The 18,951-nt window shown below is 71.5% G+C and carries 20 protein-coding genes; 12 read left to right on the top strand and 8 right to left on the bottom strand.

All coding sequences use genetic code 11. The features are described from left to right. Nucleotides 1-48: 48 nt before the first annotated feature. The 3 genes from AB0F70_RS21345 to AB0F70_RS21335 all read right to left on the bottom strand — a co-directional run bounded on the left by AB0F70_RS21345 (nucleotide 49) and on the right by AB0F70_RS21335 (nucleotide 2,719). Entirely contained in the window at nucleotides 49-1,485 is a 1,437-nt protein-coding gene (locus tag AB0F70_RS21345) for a site-specific integrase (protein ID WP_357452920.1), read from the bottom strand. 31 nt (nucleotides 1,486-1,516) lie between these two features. Then, on the bottom strand, nucleotides 1,517-1,948 hold the full coding sequence (locus AB0F70_RS21340) for a hypothetical protein (RefSeq protein ID WP_357452917.1): 432 nt from the start codon (nucleotides 1,946-1,948) through the stop codon (nucleotides 1,517-1,519). A gap of 81 nt (nucleotides 1,949-2,029) precedes the next feature. Next, the gene (locus tag AB0F70_RS21335; protein ID WP_357452914.1) at nucleotides 2,030-2,719 is read right to left on the bottom strand and encodes a LysE family translocator; all 690 of its coding nucleotides are present in this window, start codon (nucleotides 2,717-2,719) and stop codon (nucleotides 2,030-2,032) included. Between the two features lie 93 nt (nucleotides 2,720-2,812). On the opposite strand from AB0F70_RS21335, the gene galE reads away from it, so the two are divergent. Beyond that, nucleotides 2,813-3,835, top strand: a complete 1,023-nt coding sequence (gene galE / locus AB0F70_RS21330; protein WP_357452911.1) for a UDP-glucose 4-epimerase GalE — start codon at nucleotides 2,813-2,815, stop codon at nucleotides 3,833-3,835. Between the two features lie 47 nt (nucleotides 3,836-3,882). Here the strand turns inward: galE and AB0F70_RS21325 are convergent, their stop codons facing one another. Next, nucleotides 3,883-5,247, bottom strand: a complete 1,365-nt coding sequence (locus AB0F70_RS21325; RefSeq protein ID WP_357452908.1) for a hypothetical protein — start codon at nucleotides 5,245-5,247, stop codon at nucleotides 3,883-3,885. A gap of 205 nt (nucleotides 5,248-5,452) precedes the next feature. Between AB0F70_RS21325 and AB0F70_RS21320 the strand changes: the two genes are divergently transcribed. From AB0F70_RS21320 to AB0F70_RS21310, 3 genes are all read left to right on the top strand, one after another. After that, nucleotides 5,453-5,791 carry a hypothetical protein gene (locus tag AB0F70_RS21320; RefSeq protein WP_357452905.1) on the top strand — a complete coding sequence of 113 codons (339 nt, stop codon included), beginning with the start codon at nucleotides 5,453-5,455 and terminating at the stop codon, nucleotides 5,789-5,791. Between the two features lie 80 nt (nucleotides 5,792-5,871). Continuing rightward, complete coding sequence (locus tag AB0F70_RS21315; RefSeq protein ID WP_357452902.1) at nucleotides 5,872-6,828, top strand: ribonuclease Z; 957 nt, start codon at nucleotides 5,872-5,874, stop codon at nucleotides 6,826-6,828. An 85-nt stretch (nucleotides 6,829-6,913) separates the two neighbouring features. Next, entirely contained in the window at nucleotides 6,914-8,008 is a 1,095-nt protein-coding gene (locus tag AB0F70_RS21310) for a MerR family transcriptional regulator (RefSeq protein ID WP_357452899.1), read from the top strand. A gap of 30 nt (nucleotides 8,009-8,038) precedes the next feature. Here the strand turns inward: AB0F70_RS21310 and AB0F70_RS21305 are convergent, their stop codons facing one another. After that, on the bottom strand, nucleotides 8,039-8,632 hold the full coding sequence (locus AB0F70_RS21305) for a GNAT family N-acetyltransferase (protein WP_357452897.1): 594 nt from the start codon (nucleotides 8,630-8,632) through the stop codon (nucleotides 8,039-8,041). 85 nt (nucleotides 8,633-8,717) lie between these two features. Here AB0F70_RS21305 and AB0F70_RS21300 point away from each other — a divergent pair, with 85 nt between their 5' ends. After that, entirely contained in the window at nucleotides 8,718-10,094 is a 1,377-nt protein-coding gene (locus AB0F70_RS21300; RefSeq protein ID WP_357452894.1) for an NAD-dependent malic enzyme, read from the top strand. Between the two features lie 62 nt (nucleotides 10,095-10,156). Here AB0F70_RS21300 and AB0F70_RS21295 read toward each other — a convergent pair whose 3' ends face one another. Then, nucleotides 10,157-10,459: a hypothetical protein gene (locus tag AB0F70_RS21295; RefSeq protein WP_357452891.1), complete on the bottom strand. Its 303-nt coding sequence runs from the start codon at nucleotides 10,457-10,459 to the stop codon at nucleotides 10,157-10,159. Between AB0F70_RS21295 and AB0F70_RS21290 the strand changes: the two genes are divergently transcribed. The 3 genes from AB0F70_RS21290 to AB0F70_RS21280 all read left to right on the top strand — a co-directional run bounded on the left by AB0F70_RS21290 (nucleotide 10,449) and on the right by AB0F70_RS21280 (nucleotide 13,053). Next, nucleotides 10,449-11,471, top strand: a complete 1,023-nt coding sequence (locus AB0F70_RS21290) for an LLM class flavin-dependent oxidoreductase (RefSeq protein ID WP_357452888.1) — start codon at nucleotides 10,449-10,451, stop codon at nucleotides 11,469-11,471. The genes AB0F70_RS21295 and AB0F70_RS21290 overlap by 11 nt on opposite strands. 65 nt (nucleotides 11,472-11,536) lie before the next feature. Further along, nucleotides 11,537-12,358, top strand: a complete 822-nt coding sequence (locus tag AB0F70_RS21285) for an ANTAR domain-containing protein (RefSeq protein ID WP_357452885.1) — start codon at nucleotides 11,537-11,539, stop codon at nucleotides 12,356-12,358. Continuing rightward, nucleotides 12,355-13,053 carry a GAF and ANTAR domain-containing protein gene (locus tag AB0F70_RS21280; RefSeq protein WP_357452882.1) on the top strand — a complete coding sequence of 233 codons (699 nt, stop codon included), beginning with the start codon at nucleotides 12,355-12,357 and terminating at the stop codon, nucleotides 13,051-13,053. The genes AB0F70_RS21285 and AB0F70_RS21280 overlap by 4 nt, the downstream gene beginning before the upstream one ends. Nucleotides 13,054-13,089: 36 nt before the next feature. Here AB0F70_RS21280 and AB0F70_RS21275 read toward each other — a convergent pair whose 3' ends face one another. Next, nucleotides 13,090-13,770 (bottom strand): AAA family ATPase, encoded by a 681-nt coding sequence (locus tag AB0F70_RS21275; RefSeq protein WP_357452879.1) that lies wholly within the window; start codon nucleotides 13,768-13,770, stop codon nucleotides 13,090-13,092. Nucleotides 13,771-14,031: 261 nt separating this feature from the next. Between AB0F70_RS21275 and AB0F70_RS21270 the strand changes: the two genes are divergently transcribed. The 3 genes from AB0F70_RS21270 to AB0F70_RS21260 are packed head-to-tail and all read left to right on the top strand — an operon-like array spanning nucleotide 14,032 to nucleotide 15,398. Beyond that, complete coding sequence (locus AB0F70_RS21270) at nucleotides 14,032-14,409, top strand: hypothetical protein (protein WP_357452876.1); 378 nt, start codon at nucleotides 14,032-14,034, stop codon at nucleotides 14,407-14,409. 60 nt (nucleotides 14,410-14,469) lie between these two features. Next, nucleotides 14,470-14,958, top strand: a complete 489-nt coding sequence (locus tag AB0F70_RS21265; RefSeq protein WP_357452873.1) for a helix-turn-helix transcriptional regulator — start codon at nucleotides 14,470-14,472, stop codon at nucleotides 14,956-14,958. Between the two features lie 20 nt (nucleotides 14,959-14,978). Continuing rightward, nucleotides 14,979-15,398, top strand: a complete 420-nt coding sequence (locus AB0F70_RS21260) for a VOC family protein (RefSeq protein WP_357452871.1) — start codon at nucleotides 14,979-14,981, stop codon at nucleotides 15,396-15,398. Nucleotides 15,399-15,426: 28 nt separating this feature from the next. On the opposite strand, the gene AB0F70_RS21255 is transcribed toward AB0F70_RS21260, so the two are convergent. After that, on the bottom strand, nucleotides 15,427-16,377 hold the full coding sequence (locus AB0F70_RS21255; RefSeq protein WP_357452868.1) for a PhzF family phenazine biosynthesis protein: 951 nt from the start codon (nucleotides 16,375-16,377) through the stop codon (nucleotides 15,427-15,429). Between the two features lie 106 nt (nucleotides 16,378-16,483). Here AB0F70_RS21255 and AB0F70_RS21250 point away from each other — a divergent pair, with 106 nt between their 5' ends. After that, a complete protein-coding gene (locus AB0F70_RS21250) occupies nucleotides 16,484-18,892 on the top strand; it encodes an excinuclease ABC subunit UvrA (RefSeq protein ID WP_357452865.1) in 2,409 nt (802 codons plus the stop codon). Nucleotides 18,893-18,951: the final 59 nt, after the last annotated feature.

Genomic DNA, 18,951 nt, shown 5'->3' with positions numbered 1-18,951 from the left:
GGATCCCGGATTCGCGAGATTTGTGCGGAGAGTTTTCTTCCGGCCGGGTCAGCCGGTCGCCCAGGCCCGTGCGGAGCCGATCGCGGTGACGTTCGCGGATGCGGCCGAGGGCTCGAACGACGTCGCCTGGAACGCCGCGCTCATCGTGTCGCCCAGCGCGTCGAGGTCGTCCTCGAACAAGCCCGCGTAGGTGGACAGGGTCAGCACCGGCGACTCGTGCCCGAGCATGCGCTGCACCGCCTTGACCGTCGCCCCGCCCGAGATGGCGAGGGACGCGGCGGTGTGGCGCAGGTCGTGCAGGGTGAGGGTGTCGAAGTCCTCGGCGCCCGGCCCCAACGTCGTGCCCGAGAGCGCGGTGAGCAGCCTGGTGCGGCTCACCTTCTCGCCGCGGGTCCCGTCCCGGCGCGCCCGGTCGACGTCGGCCACCAGGGACCAGGTCGCCGGGTCGCAGACGCCGGTGGGCTCGAGCCCGGCGTCGGACTGGAGCCGACGGACCGCGGTGACCACACCGTCGTCGTACAGGCCGGAGGGGCGCAGGCCGAGGGCCTCGCGCAGCGTGCGGACCGCACGGCCGGCCGCGAGGACGGCGGGCCGGAACGCCGACCGGTCGAAGCTCTCCCGGCGCAGGGGTCCGCCCCGGGTGCCGGTGAACAGGAGGTCGGCGGGAGTCCGGCCCGCGGCCTGCGCCGCGACGTCGGCGACGAGGATCGCGGGCAGCGGGACCTCGCGCCGGGCATGGGTCTTGGTGTCGCCGAGCAGGAGGGTGCCGTCGTCGAGACGGGTGTACGCCTTGCTGACGCGCACGCGACGGCGCAGCGGGTCGACGTCGGCCACCGTGAGCGCGCTGACCTCGCCCCAGCGCAGACCGGTCAGCGCCGTCAGCAGCACGAGGGTGCGGGACTGCGGCGTCCTGGCGGCGTCCGCCACGCGGCGCAGCTGCTCGTGCGACAGGTAACGGTGCGGCTTGGTCTTCGGCGCGCGCGGCAGGGCAGGCACCTTGCCGGACGGCGTCCGCGCCGGGTTGTTGCGCAGGCGCCGCGCGTCGACGGCGGCGTCGAGCAGCGCCACGAGCAGCCGGGCCGCATCCCGGCGCCGGGCCGGCGAAGCGGTCTCGCCGGTGGTGGGCGAGGTCATCGTCGCGGCCCAGCGGGCGACGTCCTCGTGCGTGACCTGCCGCAGCGGCCGGTCACCGAACACGGGCGCGACCAGGGACCGGAAACGCTCACGCTCGGCCTCGATGGTCCGGGGCGCGCGGTCGACGCGGGACTCCTGCCAGATCGCGAACCACTCGGCGACGCTGACCCGGCCGGCGGCGGGGTCCACCCATTCGGCGTGCTTGCCCGCCTCCTCCTGGCGCCGGGCCTCCGCGAGCGCCTCGCGCTTGGCGGTGAAGCGGCGGGTGCTGCGCAGGCGCCCGTCGACGCGGTACCGGCCGACGTGGCCGGTGCGGCCCTCGGAGTCGGTGCGCTGCTCGGTGTAGGCCACGTGGTGAGCGTATCGGGCGTGACGGCGCAGGTCAGGGAGCGACGCGGGGCGGGGCCTCGCTCGAGGTCTCGGTCGCGTTGAGCCATGCCTCGGACTCCTTGGAGAAGCAGCCCTGCAGCACCACGATGGCGAGAGCTGTCCCGACGATGGCCGTGGGCGCTCCACCGGCGAGCACGGTGAGGACCACGGTGACGAGTCCGCTGAGGATGGTCAGGCCCTCCACAACGATCACCGGCACCCGAACCCAGACCTTGCGGCCGGTGAGGCCTACGGCACCGACCACGAACACCGGGGCGGCGAGGACGGAGACCAGCCCGGCGGCGGCGAAGAGGCCGGCGCCTGGACCCTGACCGAACTCTGCGAGCAAGACGAGGCCGAACCCGAGGTTGGTGACTGCCTGGATCCAGAGGATGACGATCGCGACGGTCAGGTTGACGGGGCGCTTGCCGGGCGTTGGATTCATGCGCGCAACGTATGGCGGCCTGCCTGGGACCGGTCCCGCGAGACGGACTGTGCCCGGTCCCGCATGTCCGGGGCGGAGCGTTCAGATCGGGCGGGCCTGGCCGGTGAGAGCGTTCCATCCGATACGCCCGCCGAAGGCGAGCAGCACGACGCCGGTGACCCGGTCGGTGACGCGGGCGATGGCGCGCCCGGAGAGCCAGCGCTGGGCCAGGCCGGCGGCGTTGATGAGGAGTGCCAGCCAGGCGAACCCGAGGACGTCGTGCTCTACGGCCAGCAGCAGGCCCATGAGCAGGTGCGGTACGTCGTCGGGCAGGAACTGGGGGATGGTGGCGAGGTAGAAGACGCCGACCTTCGGGTTCAGGAGGTTGGTCGTGGCACCGAGGGCGAACGAGCGCCATGCCGACCGTCCGGTGGCGGGGTCGGCGTCAGCCGGGGCGTCACGGGTCAGGGCGGCGTCGGGCAGCGCGTCGTAGCGGCCAGGGCGGAAGCTGGACCACAGCATCTGCCCGCCGAGCCACAGGAGATAGCCGGCGCCTGCCAGCGTGAGGGCGCGGTACGCGGTCGCGGAGGCGGCGAGCACCGCCGTCGCACCCACCGCGGCGGCCACTCCCCAGACCAGGACGCCCGCGTTGATGCCGAGCGCCGTTGCGTAGGCATGCCGGCGGCCGCTCACGACGGCGGTGCGCAGCACGAGCGCGCTGTCGAGGCCGGGCATGATCGTCAGCGGGATCGCGACCAGTGCGAACAGGAGCATCGCCTCGAACACCGTCACGGGCCGGAGGTTACCGCTGTCTGCGTGAACCGGGAAGGCCTGGACCGGAAAGGCCCGGACCAGCAAGGTCCAGTCAGCCGGTAGTTTGGGATCATGCGCGTTCTCGTCTCGGGTGGAGCCGGCTACATCGGCTCACACACCGTCCTCGCCCTGGTAGCCGCCGGTCATGACGTCGTGGTCGTCGACGACTTCTCCAACTCGAAGCCCTCCGTGCAGGGCCGCCTGGAGGCGCTCGCGGGCCGCGCGATCCCGATCCATGCGTTCAACCTGACGGACATCGACAAGACCGAGGTGCTCTTCGCGCACGAGCACATCGACGCCGTCATCCACTTCGCCGGGTACAAGGCGGTGGGGGAGTCGGTGACGAAGCCGCTGGAGTACTACCGCAACAACCTGGACTCCACGTTCGCCCTGGCCTCGTCGATGCAGAAGTACGGGGTGACGAAGCTGGTGTTCTCGTCGTCGGCCACGGTCTACGGCGAGAAGGCCCCGGTGCCGTACCGGGAGGACTACGAGAACCTGTCGTCCTCGTCGCCGTACGGGCAGACCAAGGTGATGATCGAGCGGGTCCTGACGGACATCGCGCAGATCTCCGAGGGCTGGAAGGTGGCGCTCCTGCGGTACTTCAACCCGGTCGGCGCGCACGAGAGCGGCGACATCGGCGAGGACCCGCAGGGCATCCCGAACAACCTGATGCCGTTCATCGCGCAGGTCGCAGTGGGGCGCCGGGACAGGCTGACGGTGTTCGGGGACGACTACCCGACCGCGGACGGCACCGCCGAGCGGGACTACCTGCACGTCACCGACCTCGCGGCCGGGCACGTGGCGGCGCTCGAGCACCTGGACGCCATGGCCGAGCCGGCGCGCGCGTTCAACCTGGGTACCGGTACGGGGACGTCGGTCCTGGAGCTGCTCAAGGCGTTCGAGCGGGCCGTCGGCCACGAGCTGCCGTACGAGATCGGCCCGCGCAGGGCCGGTGACCTGCCCGCGTTCTGGGCCGACCCGACCCGCGCCAACACCGAGCTCGGCTGGCGCGCGACCAGGACGATCGACGACATGTGCGCGGACACCTGGCGCTGGCAGTCCAAGAACCCGAAGGGTTTCCCGGACGCCTGAGCAGCGTTCAGCACAGCACGTGCTGTGCTGAACGAAGGCCGGCCAGGTCAGACGACCGGATTGCCGACGGGCGGGGTCTCCAGGCGGTCGAACTCGAGCTGGGGTAGCTCGCCGCCGAGGCCCTGCTCCCGGCCCAGTCGGGGAGCCGGATGCGGGTTCGGCAGCGGGCCCGATCGCAGGATCGGCCGCTCGCGGGCTACCCGGTCGAGCACCGACTGGTCGAGGGTCGGCCGCTCGTTCGTCGGTAGGGCCTGTAACGACGTCATACGCGCGGTCCGGTCCACAGGCTCCGCGTGCGCCTCCTCGAAGGCCCGCACTATCGACCAGGGCAGCCGGATGTAGCCCTCGACGTCGAACCCGTTGGCGATGGCCCAGGCCCGCATCTGGGCCGGCGTCGCCACGCTGCGGCCGTCGGTGGGCTTCTTGGCCCCGGTGTCGTCGTCCAGCTTGGGGAAGTCGACGGGGGTCGCCTCGACGATCGGCTCGATCACCGCGTCCCGTGGGCAGCCGATCGTGTCCGCGACCCGCCACAGCTCCTGCCGGGCGTCCAGGTGGTACCGGTCGGCGGCGATCGCCTGGCGTACCAGCGCGTCGAAGAACTTCCCGCGGATGTCGGCGGCTGCCTCGGGCGTGAGCCGGTAGAGCGGCTCCGCGTCGGCGAGCCCCGCGGACGTCTCGGGCGTGAGGCGCCCGTCCTGGAGCATCTCCGCGACGAGGGCCAGGTAACCGTGGGTGTGCACGTCGGCCACGGCGGAGATCGCGTCGGCCAGCGGCTGTCCCCCCAGCGTCGTGAGGATGCCGGGGCCCCGTCGGCCAGGCCAGGGGCGAGGCGGTTCGGCCGCCCGGCTGGGCCCGGTGGGCCAGGGGTACACCCAGGCCCGCAGCGTGACCTGCAGCAGCTCCGGCAGGTCGGACGTCCCGTTCCCGCTCTGCAGGAACCGGCTCAGCAGCCCCGCGGTGGCGCGGGCCTCGTTCACAGGACTCGTGTGCGGCGGGACGCCGCCGCCCTCGAACGGGACCCCTGCGGCCGTGCAGCAGTCCGACAGCCGCCGGTGCACCAGGCCCGGCAGGTAGTGATAGCTCGCGTCGACCGTCGTCAGCTGCGCGAACGCGGGCAGCTGCCACCCCAGGTGGGACAGCTCGGCCCGCAGCACCTCGATGCCGAGCCGGCCGTTGTGGGTGATGATCGCCATCTGCGAGAGGCGTTCGCGCAGGGTGGAGGCGACGTCGGCGAGCGCGATCCACGCCCCGTCCGGATGCAGGACCGCCGACCACTCGTCGACGACCGCGCCCCGCTCGTCGACCCGCACGACGGCGATCTCGCGCAAGCGCGCCCGAGCCACCCGGATGCCGGTGATCCGTGTGGACACCGCTGCGTACGCGGGCTTGCCTACGCGTTCGTCCCTCGCCATGCGCGTCCCTTCTCGACAGCCGTGCCGCCTGTGGCGCTACGACGCGCCACAGGGTGCCATCAGCGCGGAAGTCCTGAAAGTGGAGATCGTACGAATATGTCGGATTTTGTGAAAATCACTACCAAAGATAGCGGACCGCCCCCCGATTATTAACACTTGTAGTGGGTGTTTGGCCACCGTCTGGGGTGGGTCAAAAGGGGAGGTCATGGTGTTGTCGAAGCTCTCGATCATGGACTGGCGCGCGATCGCCGCGCTCGGTTTCGCTCTTCCGTACGTCGCTCTGACGCTCTTCGGGGGCCGGTTCGGGTGGTCCGAACCGACCGGTTCCGACGCTCTGACCAGCCCAATCACCATTGTGACACTCGGTTGCCTCCTTGCGGGGGCCGCCCTGGCGCTGGCTCCCGTCCTGCAGGACGGGAACTATCCGGTCCTCAACATCCTTGTTGGCGGAGCCATGCTGCTCGGATTCGGCTGGGCCGTCCTCGTACTGGCTCAGGCGAAGTATGGCTGTGACCCGGTGAATCTGCTTCCCGGATGCGGGTGATCTTTTGAAAATGCGTGCCAACACCTCCGTCATGCAGTTTTCTCGTGCCGGTTCCGGTGTCTTCGGGACACAATGCGAACGTGTTCCAGCGCCCCGCTAACCACCGGCTCGCCAGCCGCGAGCTCGTCGCCCTCGGCACGGCGAGCCAGGTGCCCACCAGGACCCGCAACCACAACGGCTACGCGCTGTTCTGGGACGACGAGGTGATCCTGTTCGATCCCGGTGAGGGCACCCAGCGTCAGATGCTGCACTCGGGCATCTCCGCGACCGCCCTGACGCGGATAGCGATCACCCACCTGCACGGCGACCACAGCCTCGGCCTGGCCGGCGTCGTGCAGCGGATCAGCCTCGACGCCGTGCCGCACACCGTGCCCGTCACGTTCCCGGCGTCGGGCAGACGCTGGATCGAGGCGCTGTGCGATTCCACCGCGTACTACCACCAGGAGCGCCTCGCGCTGCAGGGCCTGTCCGACGACGGCGTCGTGCCGCGCGTACCAGGGGAGGTGCACGGCCCCGCGGTCCTGCGGGCGGCCCGCCTCGACCACTCCCTTGAGGCCTACGGGTACCGGCTCGACGAGCCGGACGGCCGCCGGATGGACCCCGACCGGCTCGCCGCCGCCGGCATCACCGGACCCGACGTCGGGCGGCTGGCCCAGGAGGGTGCGCTGCACACCGCGCACGGGACCGTCCGGGTCGAGGACGTCAGCGACCCGCGACCGGGGCAGTCGTTCGCGTTCGTGATGGACACCCGGCTGTGCGACGCGGTGTGGAGCCTCGCCGACGGCGTCGACCTCCTCGTCATCGAGTCGACGTTCCTGGACCGCGACAGGGACCTCGCGCGCGACCACGGGCACCTGACGGCCCTGCAGGCGGCGACCGTCGCCGCGCGGTGCGGCGTACGCAGCCTGGTGCTCACCCACTTCTCGCAGCGGTACACGGACCCGGAGGAGTTCGAGAAGGAGGCACGCACGGTGTTCGACGGCGAGCTCACCGTAGCGGCCGACCTGGACCGCATCCCGGTGCCCCGAAGGCTGTGATCGCGGCGTCCCCTTGACCTTCACCCTGGGGGAAGCGTCAGCCTCCTGGACACCGGCGACCCTCGTCGGGGACGAGGATGGTGACGTGGAGCAGCTGAGCATCGGCGAGTTCGCCCGGATGTCCGGCCTGACGCCGAAGGCGTTGCGGCTGTACGACGACCTCGGCCTGCTCGCCCCCAGCAGGGTGGACCCGTTCAACGGGTACCGCTGGTACGCGCCGGAGCAGCTCGACCAGGCCCGCCTGGTCGCGAGGCTGCGCCTGATCGGGATGCCGCTCGCGCGGATCCGGGCAGTCGCGGCCCTGCCGCCCGGCGCTGCCGCCGCGGAGATCACCGCCTTCTGGAGGCAGGCCGAGGCCGACACCGCCTCCCGGCGCTCCGTCGTCGCCTCTCTCGTCGATCACCTGCGCACGAAGGAGACCACCATGGCCACCACAGGACCGACGCTCACCGCCCGCAGTGCCTCGCGGCTCGGGCAGGGGATCCGCCCGGCCCAGCAGGACGCGCTCCACGCCGGGCACTCCCTGTTCATCGTCGCCGACGGCTTCGGACCCCACCAGAGCGCCGTCCCGGCCGGGCTGGCCGTCAGCGCGTTCACCGCCCTGGACACGCCCTGGGACGAGACCGACGGAGATCCCTCAGCGGCTCTTCTCGCCGCCGTCGCCGAAGCCGAACGCACGCTCACCGCCGAGGCCTCGGCGCTGACCGACCCCGACCACTTCGGCACCACCCTCACCGCCGCGCTGCTGGTGGGCTCGACCCTCCTCAGCGCCCACGTCGGCGACTCCCGCCTCTGGCTGGTGCGCGACGGCCGGGCAGAGCAGCTCACCCGGGACCACACGGTGGTCGCCGCACTGATCGAGGAGGGCCGGCTCACCGCGGACGAGGCTCGCTCGCACGAGGACCGCAGCCTCCTCAACCGCGCGATCGTCCCGGCCGGGACGGGGGGCCACGCCGAGACCAACGCCGGCCCCGACCTCGCCACGACCGCCGTCCGCCCCGGCGACCGCCTGATCCTCACCGGCGACGGCATCCACGCCGTCCTCGAACCCGGCCACCTCGCGACCCTCATGGTGGCGCCGGGCGACCCGGACGACGTCGGGCAGGCGATCGCCGACGCCGTCGAACAAGCCGGTGCGCCTGACAACTACGCGCTGATCGTGGTGGACCTGGCCGCCTGACGGTCACCCGCGCGGCGCTCCTGGGGCGGCTCACTGCCGTGCGGGGCCGCCTGCGGATTCGGGGTGAGCCGTGGCCTGAATCTGCGACGCGCGCAGCTCGAGGGTCATGAACACGCTGTACGGGTCGAGGGTGTAGCTCCCGAACGGGCCGCACTCCGTGAATCCGTGCCGGGCGTACAGCCTGCGTGCGGAGGCGAAGTAGTCCTGCGGTCCGGTCTCCAGGCTGACCCGGGTGTACTCGCGCCGGCGCGCCTCGGCCAGCACCTCGCTCAGCAGCGCTGAGGCGACGCCGCGGCCCCTGGCGCGCGCGGCGGTCCGCATGGACTTGATCTCGCCGTGCGGTCCGGCGCCGGCCGGGTCGCCAGGGGCGTCGAGCCGGCTCAGGGCTCCGCAGCCCAGCAGGGTGCCGTCGTCGTCGCGTGCGGTCCAGAAGGTGATCGTCGGGGCGAGCAGCGCGGAGTGGTCGAGGGCGTGCACGCTCTCGGCGGGTGAGGTGGCGAACATGTCGGTGAGGTGCTCGTCGAGGAGCCGGCCGACGTCGTCGCGTACGGGGGAGTCGATGGCGATCTTCACGGCACCATCTTCCGTCGGCCGCGGGCCGGATCGTCCGCATGGCGGGCCCATGTGGCGCACGTCACGCCGTGGCGGTAGGAATCTCCTCGTGCGCAGTGCCGCGCCCGGTAGCACCGGATCACCGAGGAGAACCACGATGTCGTTGCCCAGCCCGAGCTACACGATCACCCTGCGCGTGGAGGTGGCAGCGTCGCAGCGTGCCACGAGCTCGGTGGTAGCGGCGGTAGCGGACGCCGGAGGCGCGGTGATGGGGGTGGACATCGCGCACTCGACGTCGCACGGGCTGGTCGTGGACGTCACGTGCGACACGATCGACGCGGAGCACGGCGAGCGCGTGGTCGCCGCGGTGAACGCCATAGAGGGCGCCGAGGTGCTCAAGTCGAGCGACTCGACGTTCCTGATGCACCTGGGCGGCAAGATCGAGGTCACGAACAAGGTGCCGCTCAAGACGCGCCGGGACCTGTCGCGTGCGTACACGCCGGGTGTGGCGCGGGTGTGCCTGGCCATCGCGGAGAACCCTGAGGACGCCCGCCGGCTGACGATCAAGCGCAACACGGTAGCGGTGGTCACGGACGGCACGGCGGTGCTGGGCCTGGGCGACATCGGCCCGGCCGCCGCGCTGCCCGTCATGGAGGGCAAGGCGGCCCTGTTCAAGGAGTTCGGCGGGGTGGACGCCTGGCCGGTGTGCCTGGACACGACCGACACCGACGAGATCGTGCGGATCGTGAAGGCGATAGCGCCCGTCTACGGGGGCGTGAACCTGGAGGACATCGCGGCGCCGCGCTGCTTCGAGATCGAGGCGCGGCTGCGCGAGGAGCTCGACATCCCCGTCTTCCACGACGACCAGCACGGCACGGCGATCGTGGTGCTCGCGGCGATGATCAACGCGCTCAAGGTGGTCGACAAGAAGCTGGAGGACGTGCGGATCGTCGTGTCCGGCGTCGGGGCGGCGGGCAACGCGATCATCCGGCTGCTCAAGGCGCAGGGTGCGCGGCACATCGTGGCGTTCGGGCGGGACGGCGCCCTGCACCAGGGGGTCGTGACGGAGGACCCGCACCGGCGCTGGATAGTGGACAACACGAACGTCGACGGGTTCGCCGGCACGCTGCAGGAGGGCCTGAAGGGCGCCGACGTGTTCATCGGGGTCTCGGCGGCCGGGATCCTGTCGGGGGCGGACATCGCGCAGATGGCCGAGCGTGCGGTGGTGTTCGCGCTGGCGAACCCGACGCCGGAGGTCGACCCGCTGGAGGCCTCGCAGACGGCGGCGGTGGTGGCGACCGGTCGGAGCGACTACCCGAACCAGATCAACAACGTGCTCGCGTTCCCGGGGCTGTTCCGTGGCCTGCTGGACACGGGTGCCAAGGACATCACGACGGAGCTCCTGCGGGTCTCCGCGGTGGCGATCGCCGATGTCGTCGGGCCGGACGAGCTGAACAGCGCGTACATCGTCCCGGGTGTCTTCGACCACCGGGTGGCGGAGGCGGTGGCGGACGCGGTGCGCAAGCAGGCCTGAGACGTGGATCGGCCCGGACGTCGCTGACGTCCGGGCCGATCCGTGTCTGGCGAGCGCGCAGCTCAGCCGATGCTGCTGATGGTGGCGTTCACCAGGCTGCTGACCACCGCGGCGGTGCCGAGAACGAGCACGAGCAGGGCGCCCGTGGAGGCGACGAGGGGAATCCACCAGCGGACGGGGTCCGGCTGGGTGCGACGGTCGTCGGTGCGGTACTGAAGGTTGTTGTTCACACTGTTGCTCACACTGGTAGAGACGCTCGGGAAGCACGAAACGATGCCCACCTGCCGATAACGGTTCGGGAACGTTCCCGCGGTCTCGGGACGGACCACCGCCACGTAAGGAGTTGAGGTCAGCGTGAAGAACATCGGGTTCCTGTCCTTCGGTCACTGGACGCTGCATGCGCAGTCGGGCACACGCTCGGCGTCGGACGCGCTGCTGCAGTCGATCGACCTCGCCGTGGCCGCCGAGGAGCTGGGCGCCGACGGCGCCTACTTCCGCGTGCACCACTTCGCACGCCAGCTCGCCTCGCCGTTCCCGCTGCTCGCGGCGGTCGGGGCACGGACCAGCCGCATCGAGATCGGCACGGGCGTGATCGACATGCGCTACGAGAACCCGCTGTACATGGCGGAGGACGCCGGGTCGGCGGACCTGATCTCCGGCGGACGGCTCCAGCTCGGCATCAGCCGCGGGTCACCCGAGCAGGTCGTCGAGGGCTACCGGCACTTCGGCTACGAGCCCGCACCCAAGGACGACGGCGCCGCCGACCTGGCGCGCGAGCACACCGCCCGGTTCCTGGAGGTGCTCGACGGCGAGGGGTTCGCCGAGCCGAGCCCGCGCCCCATGTTCCCCAACCCGCCGGGCCTGCTGCGGGTCGAGCCGCACTCCGAGGGGCTGCGCCGGCGTATCTGGTGGGGCGCAGGCTCCCGCGCCACGGCCGAGTGGACGGCGGCACAGGGCATGAACCTCATGTCGTCCACGCTGCTGACCGAGGACACGGGCGTGCCGTTCCACCGGCTGCAGGCCGAGCAGATCCAGCGGTTCCGCGACGCCTGGGCCGAGGCGGGGCACGCGTTCGAGCCGCGTGTGTCCGTCAGCCGCAGCATCTTCCCGATCACCGACCAGCGCGACCGCCAGTACTTCGGCATGGAGGTCTACAGCGAGGACCAGGTCGGCCACCTCGACACGGGCCCCGCGCGGTTCGGCAAGACGTACGCGGGCGAGCCCGACGAGCTGGTCGAGGACCTGCGGCAGGACGAGGCGATCCAGGCCGCGGACACCCTGCTGCTGACGGTGCCCAACCAGCTCGGCGTCGACTACAACGCGCACGTCATCGAGAACATCTTGCGGCACGTCGCCCCTGGTCTCGGCTGGCGGTGAGAGCCAGGCTGCGAGCTGGGCGGTCGGTGCCAGACTTGCGGGCAGGGGGGAGGACCACGACGCTCATGGACAGTGCCGAGATCCTTGCGCTGCTCGCGCGCACACTGGCGCGGGTGCAGGCAGCGGGCCAGACAGGGGGGCCACTGGCGGCCCGGCTCTGTGACGCGTGCACCGAGATCCTCGGGGCGGACGCCGGCATCCTGACCCTCACCTCGGCGACCGAACGGCTCACGGTCCGCACAGCGGAATCAGCGTTCGCGCAGCTCGAAGACCTCCAGATGGTGCTCGGCGAGGGTCCGGCGGCGCTCGCGTTCGCCGAGGGCCGCACGGTCGTCGCCCACCTCGACGGCCACGAGGGGCACTCCGGGCCCGGGGGACACCAGGGCCACCCGCAGGATCGTGCGGACGATGACGACGACGCGGCGTACCCGGTCTTCGCCACCATGGCGGCCGACATCGACGGACCGGTGACGGTGTACGCCGTCCCGATGCGGCCGAGCGGCCGCGTCGTCGGCGTCCTGACGCTCTACCTCAGGGACGGAGAGCTGGCCCGGTCGCTGGAGGAGGCGCAGTTCCTCGCCGACGCGGCGGGCGCCGCTCTGCTCGGCGACCCCGACACCGCGGACGTCAGCTCCCAGCCGACCTGGCCGGAGCGCGCGCACATGCACCAGGCGACCGGGGTCGTCGTCGCCCAGCTCGGGATAGCGCCCGCCGACGCCCTGGCCGTCCTGCGCGCGCACGCCTTCGGCAGGGCGTCCACGCTCGAGTCGGTGGTCGCCGACGTCCTGGCACGCAGGCTGTCCTTCTCCTACGACGAGGACTCCGATGACGGCACGGCCTCCGACGGCATCGTCTCGAACCAGCAACCACGAACCGAGGAGCCATGAACCCCCGTACTCCCGCCGACACGCTGGCGCTGACCACGTCCGCGCTCCTGGGCGACCACGACGTGACGGACCTGCTCTATCGCATAGTGCGGGACAGCGCCCGGTTCACGGGTTGCGACGCGGCAGGCCTCCTGGTCCGCACGCCGAGCGGCGCGCTGGAGCTTTTGAGCGCCACGTCCCACGCAACCGTGGAACTCGAGCTCTACCAGGCGCAGGTGGTCGAGGGCCCGTGCGTGGACCTGCTGAGCACCGGCGAGGTGGTCGAGGAGGTCGGGGCCGACACGCTGCGCGCCCAGTGGCCGGAGGTGGGGCCCGCGATCGTCCAGGCGGGCTTCAACGCCGTGCACGCCTACCCGCTGCGCTGGCGCGACGGCGTGCTGGGCGGCCTCAACCTGTTCAGCCACCGCAGCAGCGCCCATGACGAGGAGCAGGCGGCGACCGCCCGGTCCTTCGCGGACATGGCGGCGCTCGTCCTGGTCCAGCCCGAGCGCCTCGAGCAGGGCGCCGTCGCCGACCGCCTCGCCCGTGCGCTGGAGGGCCGCGTGGTCGTCGAGCAGGCCAAGGGCGTGCTGGCCCACCAGCTCGACGTCGACATGGAGACCGCGTACACGGCGCTCGTGGACAGGGCGACGCAGGACGGCGAGGCCCTGTCGGTGGCGGCCCGGAACGTGGTCCAGGCCGCCTACCGGCGCTGATCGGGCACAGCCCGCGGCGTCGGCCCGTCTAGGAAGCTACGCGGCGCACGGCTGGTCGACCGCGCCGGTCGGGGCTTCGGCTGTGCCGGGCCCTGCCGCCGCCAGCACCAGCGAGCGCCGTCTGGCCATCTCGCGAACCCGCCGGTACGCGTCGCAGCGCGCCATCAGGTACACGCCGGACCACGGGCCGCGCGGGCCGCCGTCCGAGGCCGCGAGCGCCGAGCGCTGCGCCGTCCACCGTTCCCAGTGCCGCACGAACTCCTCTGGCTGCACCACCCGGCCGCGGTCCAGCTGGCCGTCGAGCGCCTCGGCCAGGGAGACGTCCACTGCCACGAGCACGGGGTCCCAGCCGCGCAGCCGCGCGAGGACGCCAAGGGTCTCCCGGCGCCGGGCCCGGGTAGCGGTGTCGTGCACCAGCACCGGGGCGGCGGAGCGTGGGCCGCGCGCGAGGCGGGCCATCGTCTCGACGGCGTGCAGCGTGTGCACCGCCCACCGGTAGGTGCCGTACGGGACGAAGGACGGCAGCCGCCGGGCGATCCCGCGCCGGTAGCGGTCGGGGTCGAGCACGACGGTGCGGGGCACGTCGTCGGCGACCCTCGCCAGCAGGGTGCTCTTACCGGCTCCTGGCACGCCGCCCACGACGATCATCAGCGGACCAGGGGTCTCGCCGGGTCCGGGTACGGGGCGCAGGCGGGGCAGTACAGCGGGTGTCGTCACATGGTCCTCCACTCGTAGGGGGCCGGGTGAGCAGCATCGCGCGAGCCGATCCGGAAACGCCGGGAACACCCTGTGAAGGTGCTGGACCGGCATCCGGACCGGAGCGAGTCAGGTCGTAGGACAGATGCTCATTCCACTGACTGGTAACGGATGAAACCGGCATGTTTGTTCCCGGTTCCGGCGACGAATCCTGGAATCCTGGCTGGTGGGAGCACCTATCGCGGGTCCGCGCGATCCCCCCGACCCGCTAGGGTCGGCCGCGTGAAACGCTTCCTCCTGGGTGCCCTGTCCGGTGCGGCGATCGCCTTGGTCGGCGTCGGCGTCTGGTCCGTCGTGGCCGACCACCTCCAGCCACGCCTCGTGCACGAGGTGTGCGACCCGGACCCGGACCCGGACCAGGCCGCGGGCCCGCTGTGCGTCCAGCTGCGCGACGACGGGTCACCGGGCGGCGTGCTGTGGGTCGCGCACAAGGACCCTGAGCTCGGACCGCGCATCAGCTACGTGGCCAGCCCGTTCACCGACCTCGAGCACCACACCGCCGAGGAGATAGAGGTGACCTTCGAGACCGACCACCTGGTGGTGCACGGGCACGACGGCTCCGAGCTGACCCTCACCGACGACTTCCTCCAGGAGAACTGACCGGGAGGGCCGAACCCGCCCGCCCACCGCGAACCGGCGTCCCGTGGCAACATCACACCCGTGACCAGCGAGACCCCCGCCAGCACGGCCTCCGACACCCAGCGCCTGCGCGACCTCACCCTGCTCCGCCGGGTGCGCGACCGCATGGACCGCGAGTACACCCAGCCCCTGGACGTCGAGGCGCTCGCGGCCGGGGTCCACATGTCGGCCGGACACCTGTCGCGGCAGTTCAAGGCCGCCTACGGCGAGTCCCCGTACAGCTACCTCATGACGCGCCGCATCGAGCGCGCCATGATGCTGCTGCGCCGCGGCGGCCTCAGCGTCACCGAGGTCTGCTTCGCCGTCGGCTGCTCTTCGCTGGGGACCTTCAGCACGCGCTTCACCGAGCTGGTCGGTGTACCGCCGAGCGTCTACCGCAACGACCCGCTGCTCGCGGCCGAGTCGATCGACACTGCCGGCCTCCCTGCGTGCATCGCGAAGCAGGTCACCAGACCGGTCCGGAACCTGGCCAAGAGTCCGGTCAGGAATCGAGAAGCGCGCACCACCTGACCGGCCATAGCGTGACTGCCATGAGCACAGACACCGGCATCAGCATCCACCAGACGTTCCTCCCGCACACCGACCCGGAGGCCTCGCTCGCCTTCTACCGTGACGCTCTCGGCTTCGAGGTCCTCCTGGACGTCGGCCAGGGCGCCATGCGGTGGATCACCGTGGGTCCCGGAGGCGGGTCCGGCACGTCCATCGTCCTGACACCGCCCGCCGCCGACCCCGGCGTCACCGACACCGAACGCCGCACCGTCGCCGAGATGATGGCCAAGGGCACCTACGCCGCCGTCATCCTGGGCGCCAGCGACCTCGACAGCACCTTCGAACGGGTGGCGGCCAGCGGCGCCGAGGTCATGCAGGAGCCCATCGACCAGCCCTACGGCTTCCGGGACTGCGCCTTCCGCGACCCGGCGGGCAACACGGTCCGCATCAAGCAGCTCTGAACCCGGGCCGGCGGGCCGGCGGGGCGGGTCAGACCTGGTCCGCCCACAGGTGCAGCACGCCCTCGGCCGAGACGACGCCACTGCCGGTCAGCTCCACGCCGTCCGGCAGCGCGCGTACCCGGATCAGGCTCCGCCGGCCCAGCGCCGTACCCTGCTCGATCTCCACGGTCGCCCCCTGGGCAAGGACGCCCTCCTCGACCAGGCGCGCCGCCAGCGGCCCAGCCGCCGTACCGGTCGCCGGATCCTCCGGGATACCCATGATCGGGTTGAAGAACCGCGCGTACGGCGCCACCCGGTCCTCCTGTGCGGCGGCCTCGAGCGTGTACACGTAGCAGCCCTCCGCGCCGACCGTCCGCAGCGCGTCGGCCAGCCGCCGGGAGTCGGGGGACACCCGGTCCACCACCGCCCGTGACCGCACCTCGGTCAGCAGGTGACCGGCACCGGTCGAGATGACCCGCGGCGAACCGTCCGCGAGGTCGGCCGCCCGGATCCCGAGCGCACCCGCCAGCCCGCCTCGTGCGCCAGCGGGGAGCACCCCGCCCGCGACCGGCGCCAGCTGGGTCATCGTGACCTCGACGCCGCCCGCCGACCCGGGTCCAGCGGCTCCGCCGGCCCTCGTGACACGCACCCGGAGCAGGTCGTCGCCGATCTCCTGCACGAACGACTCCTGCCCGGCCGGCAACCGGCCAGCGCCCGCGAGCCAGATCCACGCGCCGACGATGTTGTGCCCCGCCCCGCCGACCTCCTCGCCGGTCGGCGTGAACGAACGGAACCGGACGTCCGCCCGCCCGTCCGAGGCCCCGAGCACGAACGTCGTCTCCGACTGGTTGAACTCCCGCGCGATCGCCCGCATCGTCCCCACGGGAAGGCCGTCCGCGTCCGGGACCACCGACACCGGGTTCCCGGCCAGCGGCCGCCCCGCGAAGACATCGACCAGCACGAACGGCACCTTGCTCGCGGCATTGCTCGCATCATTCACAGCGCAACTGTAGGGGCGCGGGAAACGACCGATCGGACTGCACCGATCGGATACCGGTCAGATATCGAGAAGCGGCGCTCGCGGCGCCCCGCCTAGTGTTGCTGCCATGGACACCCACCCCGCCGACAGCCATGACCTGATCCGCGTCAAGGGCGCTCGGGAGAACAATCTCAAGGACATCAGCCTCGATATCCCGAAGCGGCGGCTCACCGTGTTCACGGGCGTCTCCGGGTCGGGCAAGAGCTCGCTGGTGTTCGCGACGATCGCCGCGGAGTCGCAGCGGATGATCAACGAGACGTACAGCGCGTTCGTGCAGGGGTTCATGCCGTCCCTGGACCGCCCGGAGGTGGACCAGCTCGACGGGCTGACCACGGCGATCGTCGTCGACCAGGAGCGCCTCGGGGCCAACCCGCGCTCCACGCTCGGCACCGTCACGGACACCAACGCTCTGCTGCGCATCCTGTTCAGCCGGCTCGGGCAGCCGCAGATCGGGCCCCCTATCGCGTTCTCGTTCAACGTCCCGGCGCGCAAGGCGAGCGGGGTGATGACGTCGTCCACGGGTGAGAAGACCATAGTGCGGGAGCAGGTCTACCACGGCGGGATGTGCCCCAGGTGCGAGGGCCGGGGTCAGGTCTCGGACCTGGACCTGACGAAGTTCTTCGACGACTCGCAGTCGCTGAACGAGGGCGCGATCAAGATCCCCGGCTACAACGCCGACGGCTGGATGGTCGCCACGTACATCGAGTCGGGCTTCGTGGACCCGGACAAGGCGATCCGCGACTACACCGAGACGGAGCTCGCGGACTTCCTGTACAAGGAGCCCACCAAGATCAAGGCCAAGGGCATCAACCTCACCTACGAGGGCCTGGTCCCGAAGGTCCGCAAGGCGGTGCTGAGCAAGGACGTCGACTCGCTCCAGGCGCACATCCGGGCGTGGGTGGAGCAGGCGGTGACGTTCGTGACCTGCCCGGAGTGCGAGGGCACGCGTCTGGCGGAGGCGGCACGGTCGTCCAGGATCGACGGCATCAACATCGCGGACGCGTGCGCCATGCAGATCAGCGACCTCGCCGCCTGGGTACGCAAGCTCGCCGCCACCGACGAGGGTGCGTCGACCGGTCCGCTCCTGACGGGGCTGCAGCTCCAGCTCGACAAGTTCGCCGAGATCGGCCTGGGCTACCTCTCGCTCGACCGCCCCTCGGGGACCCTGTCCGGTGGCGAGGCGCAGCGCACCAAGCTGATCCGGCACCTCGGCTCGGCGCTGACCGACGTCACCTACGTCTTCGACGAGCCGACGATCGGGCTGCACCCGCACGACATCCAGCGGATGAACCTGCTGCTGGTCGAGCTGCGGGACAAGGGCAACACGGTGCTCGTCGTCGAGCACAAGCCCGAGGCGATAGCGATCGGTGACCACGTGGTCGACCTCGGTCCGGGCGCCGGGTCCGCGGGCGGGACTATCCAGTTCGAGGGCACCGTCGAGGAGCTGCGCAGGAGCGACACCCTCACCGGCCGGCACCTCGGGTACCGCTCGCGGCTGAAGGACTCCGTGCGCCCGGCCTCGGGAAAGCTGGAGATCCGCGGCGCGAGCGCGCACAACCTGCGTGACGTCGACGTCGACGTGCCGCTCGGCGTGCTGACCGTCGTGACGGGTGTCGCGGGGTCCGGGAAGAGCTCGCTGATCCACGGGTCGCTCCCGGCCGACGCGGGTGTCGTGACGGTCGACCAGGGCGCGATCAGGGGTTCGCGGCGGTCCAACCCCGCGACGTACACGGGTCTGCTGGACCCGATCCGCAAGGCGTTCGCCAAGGCCAACGGCGTCAAGCCCGCGCTGTTCAGCGCGAACTCGGAGGGTGCGTGCCCCACCTGCAAGGGCGCCGGCGTGATCTACACCGAGCTCGGGTTCATGGACACCGTGGCGACCACGTGCGAGGACTGCGGCGGCAAGAGGTTCGATGCGTCGGCACTGGTCTACACGCTCGGCGGCGGTGCCGACGGCGCTGGCGCCGAGAGCGGCAAGGACATCAGCGAGGTGCTCGCGATGCCGGTCGCCGAGGCCACCGCGTTCTTCGCCAAGGACGGTCCCGCTCCGGTGCCGGCCGCGCACAAGATCCTGGAGCGGCTGTCCGACGTCGGTCTCGGTTACCTGGGTATCGGCCAGCCGCTGACGACACTGTCCGGGGGAGAGCGGCAGCGGCTCAAGCTGGCGGTCGAGATGGCCCGCGAGGGCGGCGTGTACGTGCTGGACGAGCCGACCACGGGTCTGCACCTGGCGGACGTCGAGAACTTGCTCGCGCTCCTGGACCGCCTCGTCGAGTCGGGCAAGTCGGTCATCGTGATCGAGCACCACCAGGCGGTCATGGCGCACGCCGACTGGATCATCGACCTCGGTCCGGGCGCCGGGCACGACGGCGGCCGCATCGTCTTCGAGGGCACGCCCGCGGATCTCGTGGCGCAGGCGCGGGCGGGTCAGCCGACGCTCACCGGCGAGCACCTGGCGCAGTACGTGGGGGAGTAGCCCGCCACTGACGTGTCGCGCCCTGACGTCTCGGGCCCTGACCTGTCAGCCCTCTGACA

This window comes from Promicromonospora sp. NPDC023805 (assembly GCF_040639635.1).
In the GTDB taxonomy this organism is placed as follows: Bacteria; Actinomycetota; Actinomycetes; order Actinomycetales; family Cellulomonadaceae; genus Promicromonospora.
This window is presented reverse-complemented; position numbering and strand designations above follow the sequence as displayed.

Excerpts from the sequence above, each read along its gene's own strand:
- AB0F70_RS21340 (WP_357452917.1), bottom strand. The coding sequence starts at position 1,948 with ATGAATCCAACGCCCGGCAAGCGCCCCGTCAACCTGACCGTCGCGATC.
- galE (WP_357452911.1), top strand. The coding sequence starts at position 2,813 with ATGCGCGTTCTCGTCTCGGGTGGAGCCGGCTACATCGGCTCACACACC.
- AB0F70_RS21325 (WP_357452908.1), bottom strand. The coding sequence starts at position 5,247 with ATGGCGAGGGACGAACGCGTAGGCAAGCCCGCGTACGCAGCGGTGTCC.
- AB0F70_RS21320 (WP_357452905.1), top strand. The coding sequence starts at position 5,453 with ATGGTGTTGTCGAAGCTCTCGATCATGGACTGGCGCGCGATCGCCGCG.
- AB0F70_RS21305 (WP_357452897.1), bottom strand. The coding sequence starts at position 8,632 with ATGGGCCCGCCATGCGGACGATCCGGCCCGCGGCCGACGGAAGATGGT.
- AB0F70_RS21300 (WP_357452894.1), top strand. The coding sequence starts at position 8,718 with ATGTCGTTGCCCAGCCCGAGCTACACGATCACCCTGCGCGTGGAGGTG.
- AB0F70_RS21295 (WP_357452891.1), bottom strand. The coding sequence starts at position 10,459 with ATGTTCTTCACGCTGACCTCAACTCCTTACGTGGCGGTGGTCCGTCCC.
- AB0F70_RS21285 (WP_357452885.1), top strand. The coding sequence starts at position 11,537 with ATGGACAGTGCCGAGATCCTTGCGCTGCTCGCGCGCACACTGGCGCGG.
- AB0F70_RS21280 (WP_357452882.1), top strand. The coding sequence starts at position 12,355 with ATGAACCCCCGTACTCCCGCCGACACGCTGGCGCTGACCACGTCCGCG.
- AB0F70_RS21260 (WP_357452871.1), top strand. The coding sequence starts at position 14,979 with ATGAGCACAGACACCGGCATCAGCATCCACCAGACGTTCCTCCCGCAC.
- AB0F70_RS21250 (WP_357452865.1), top strand. The coding sequence starts at position 16,484 with ATGGACACCCACCCCGCCGACAGCCATGACCTGATCCGCGTCAAGGGC.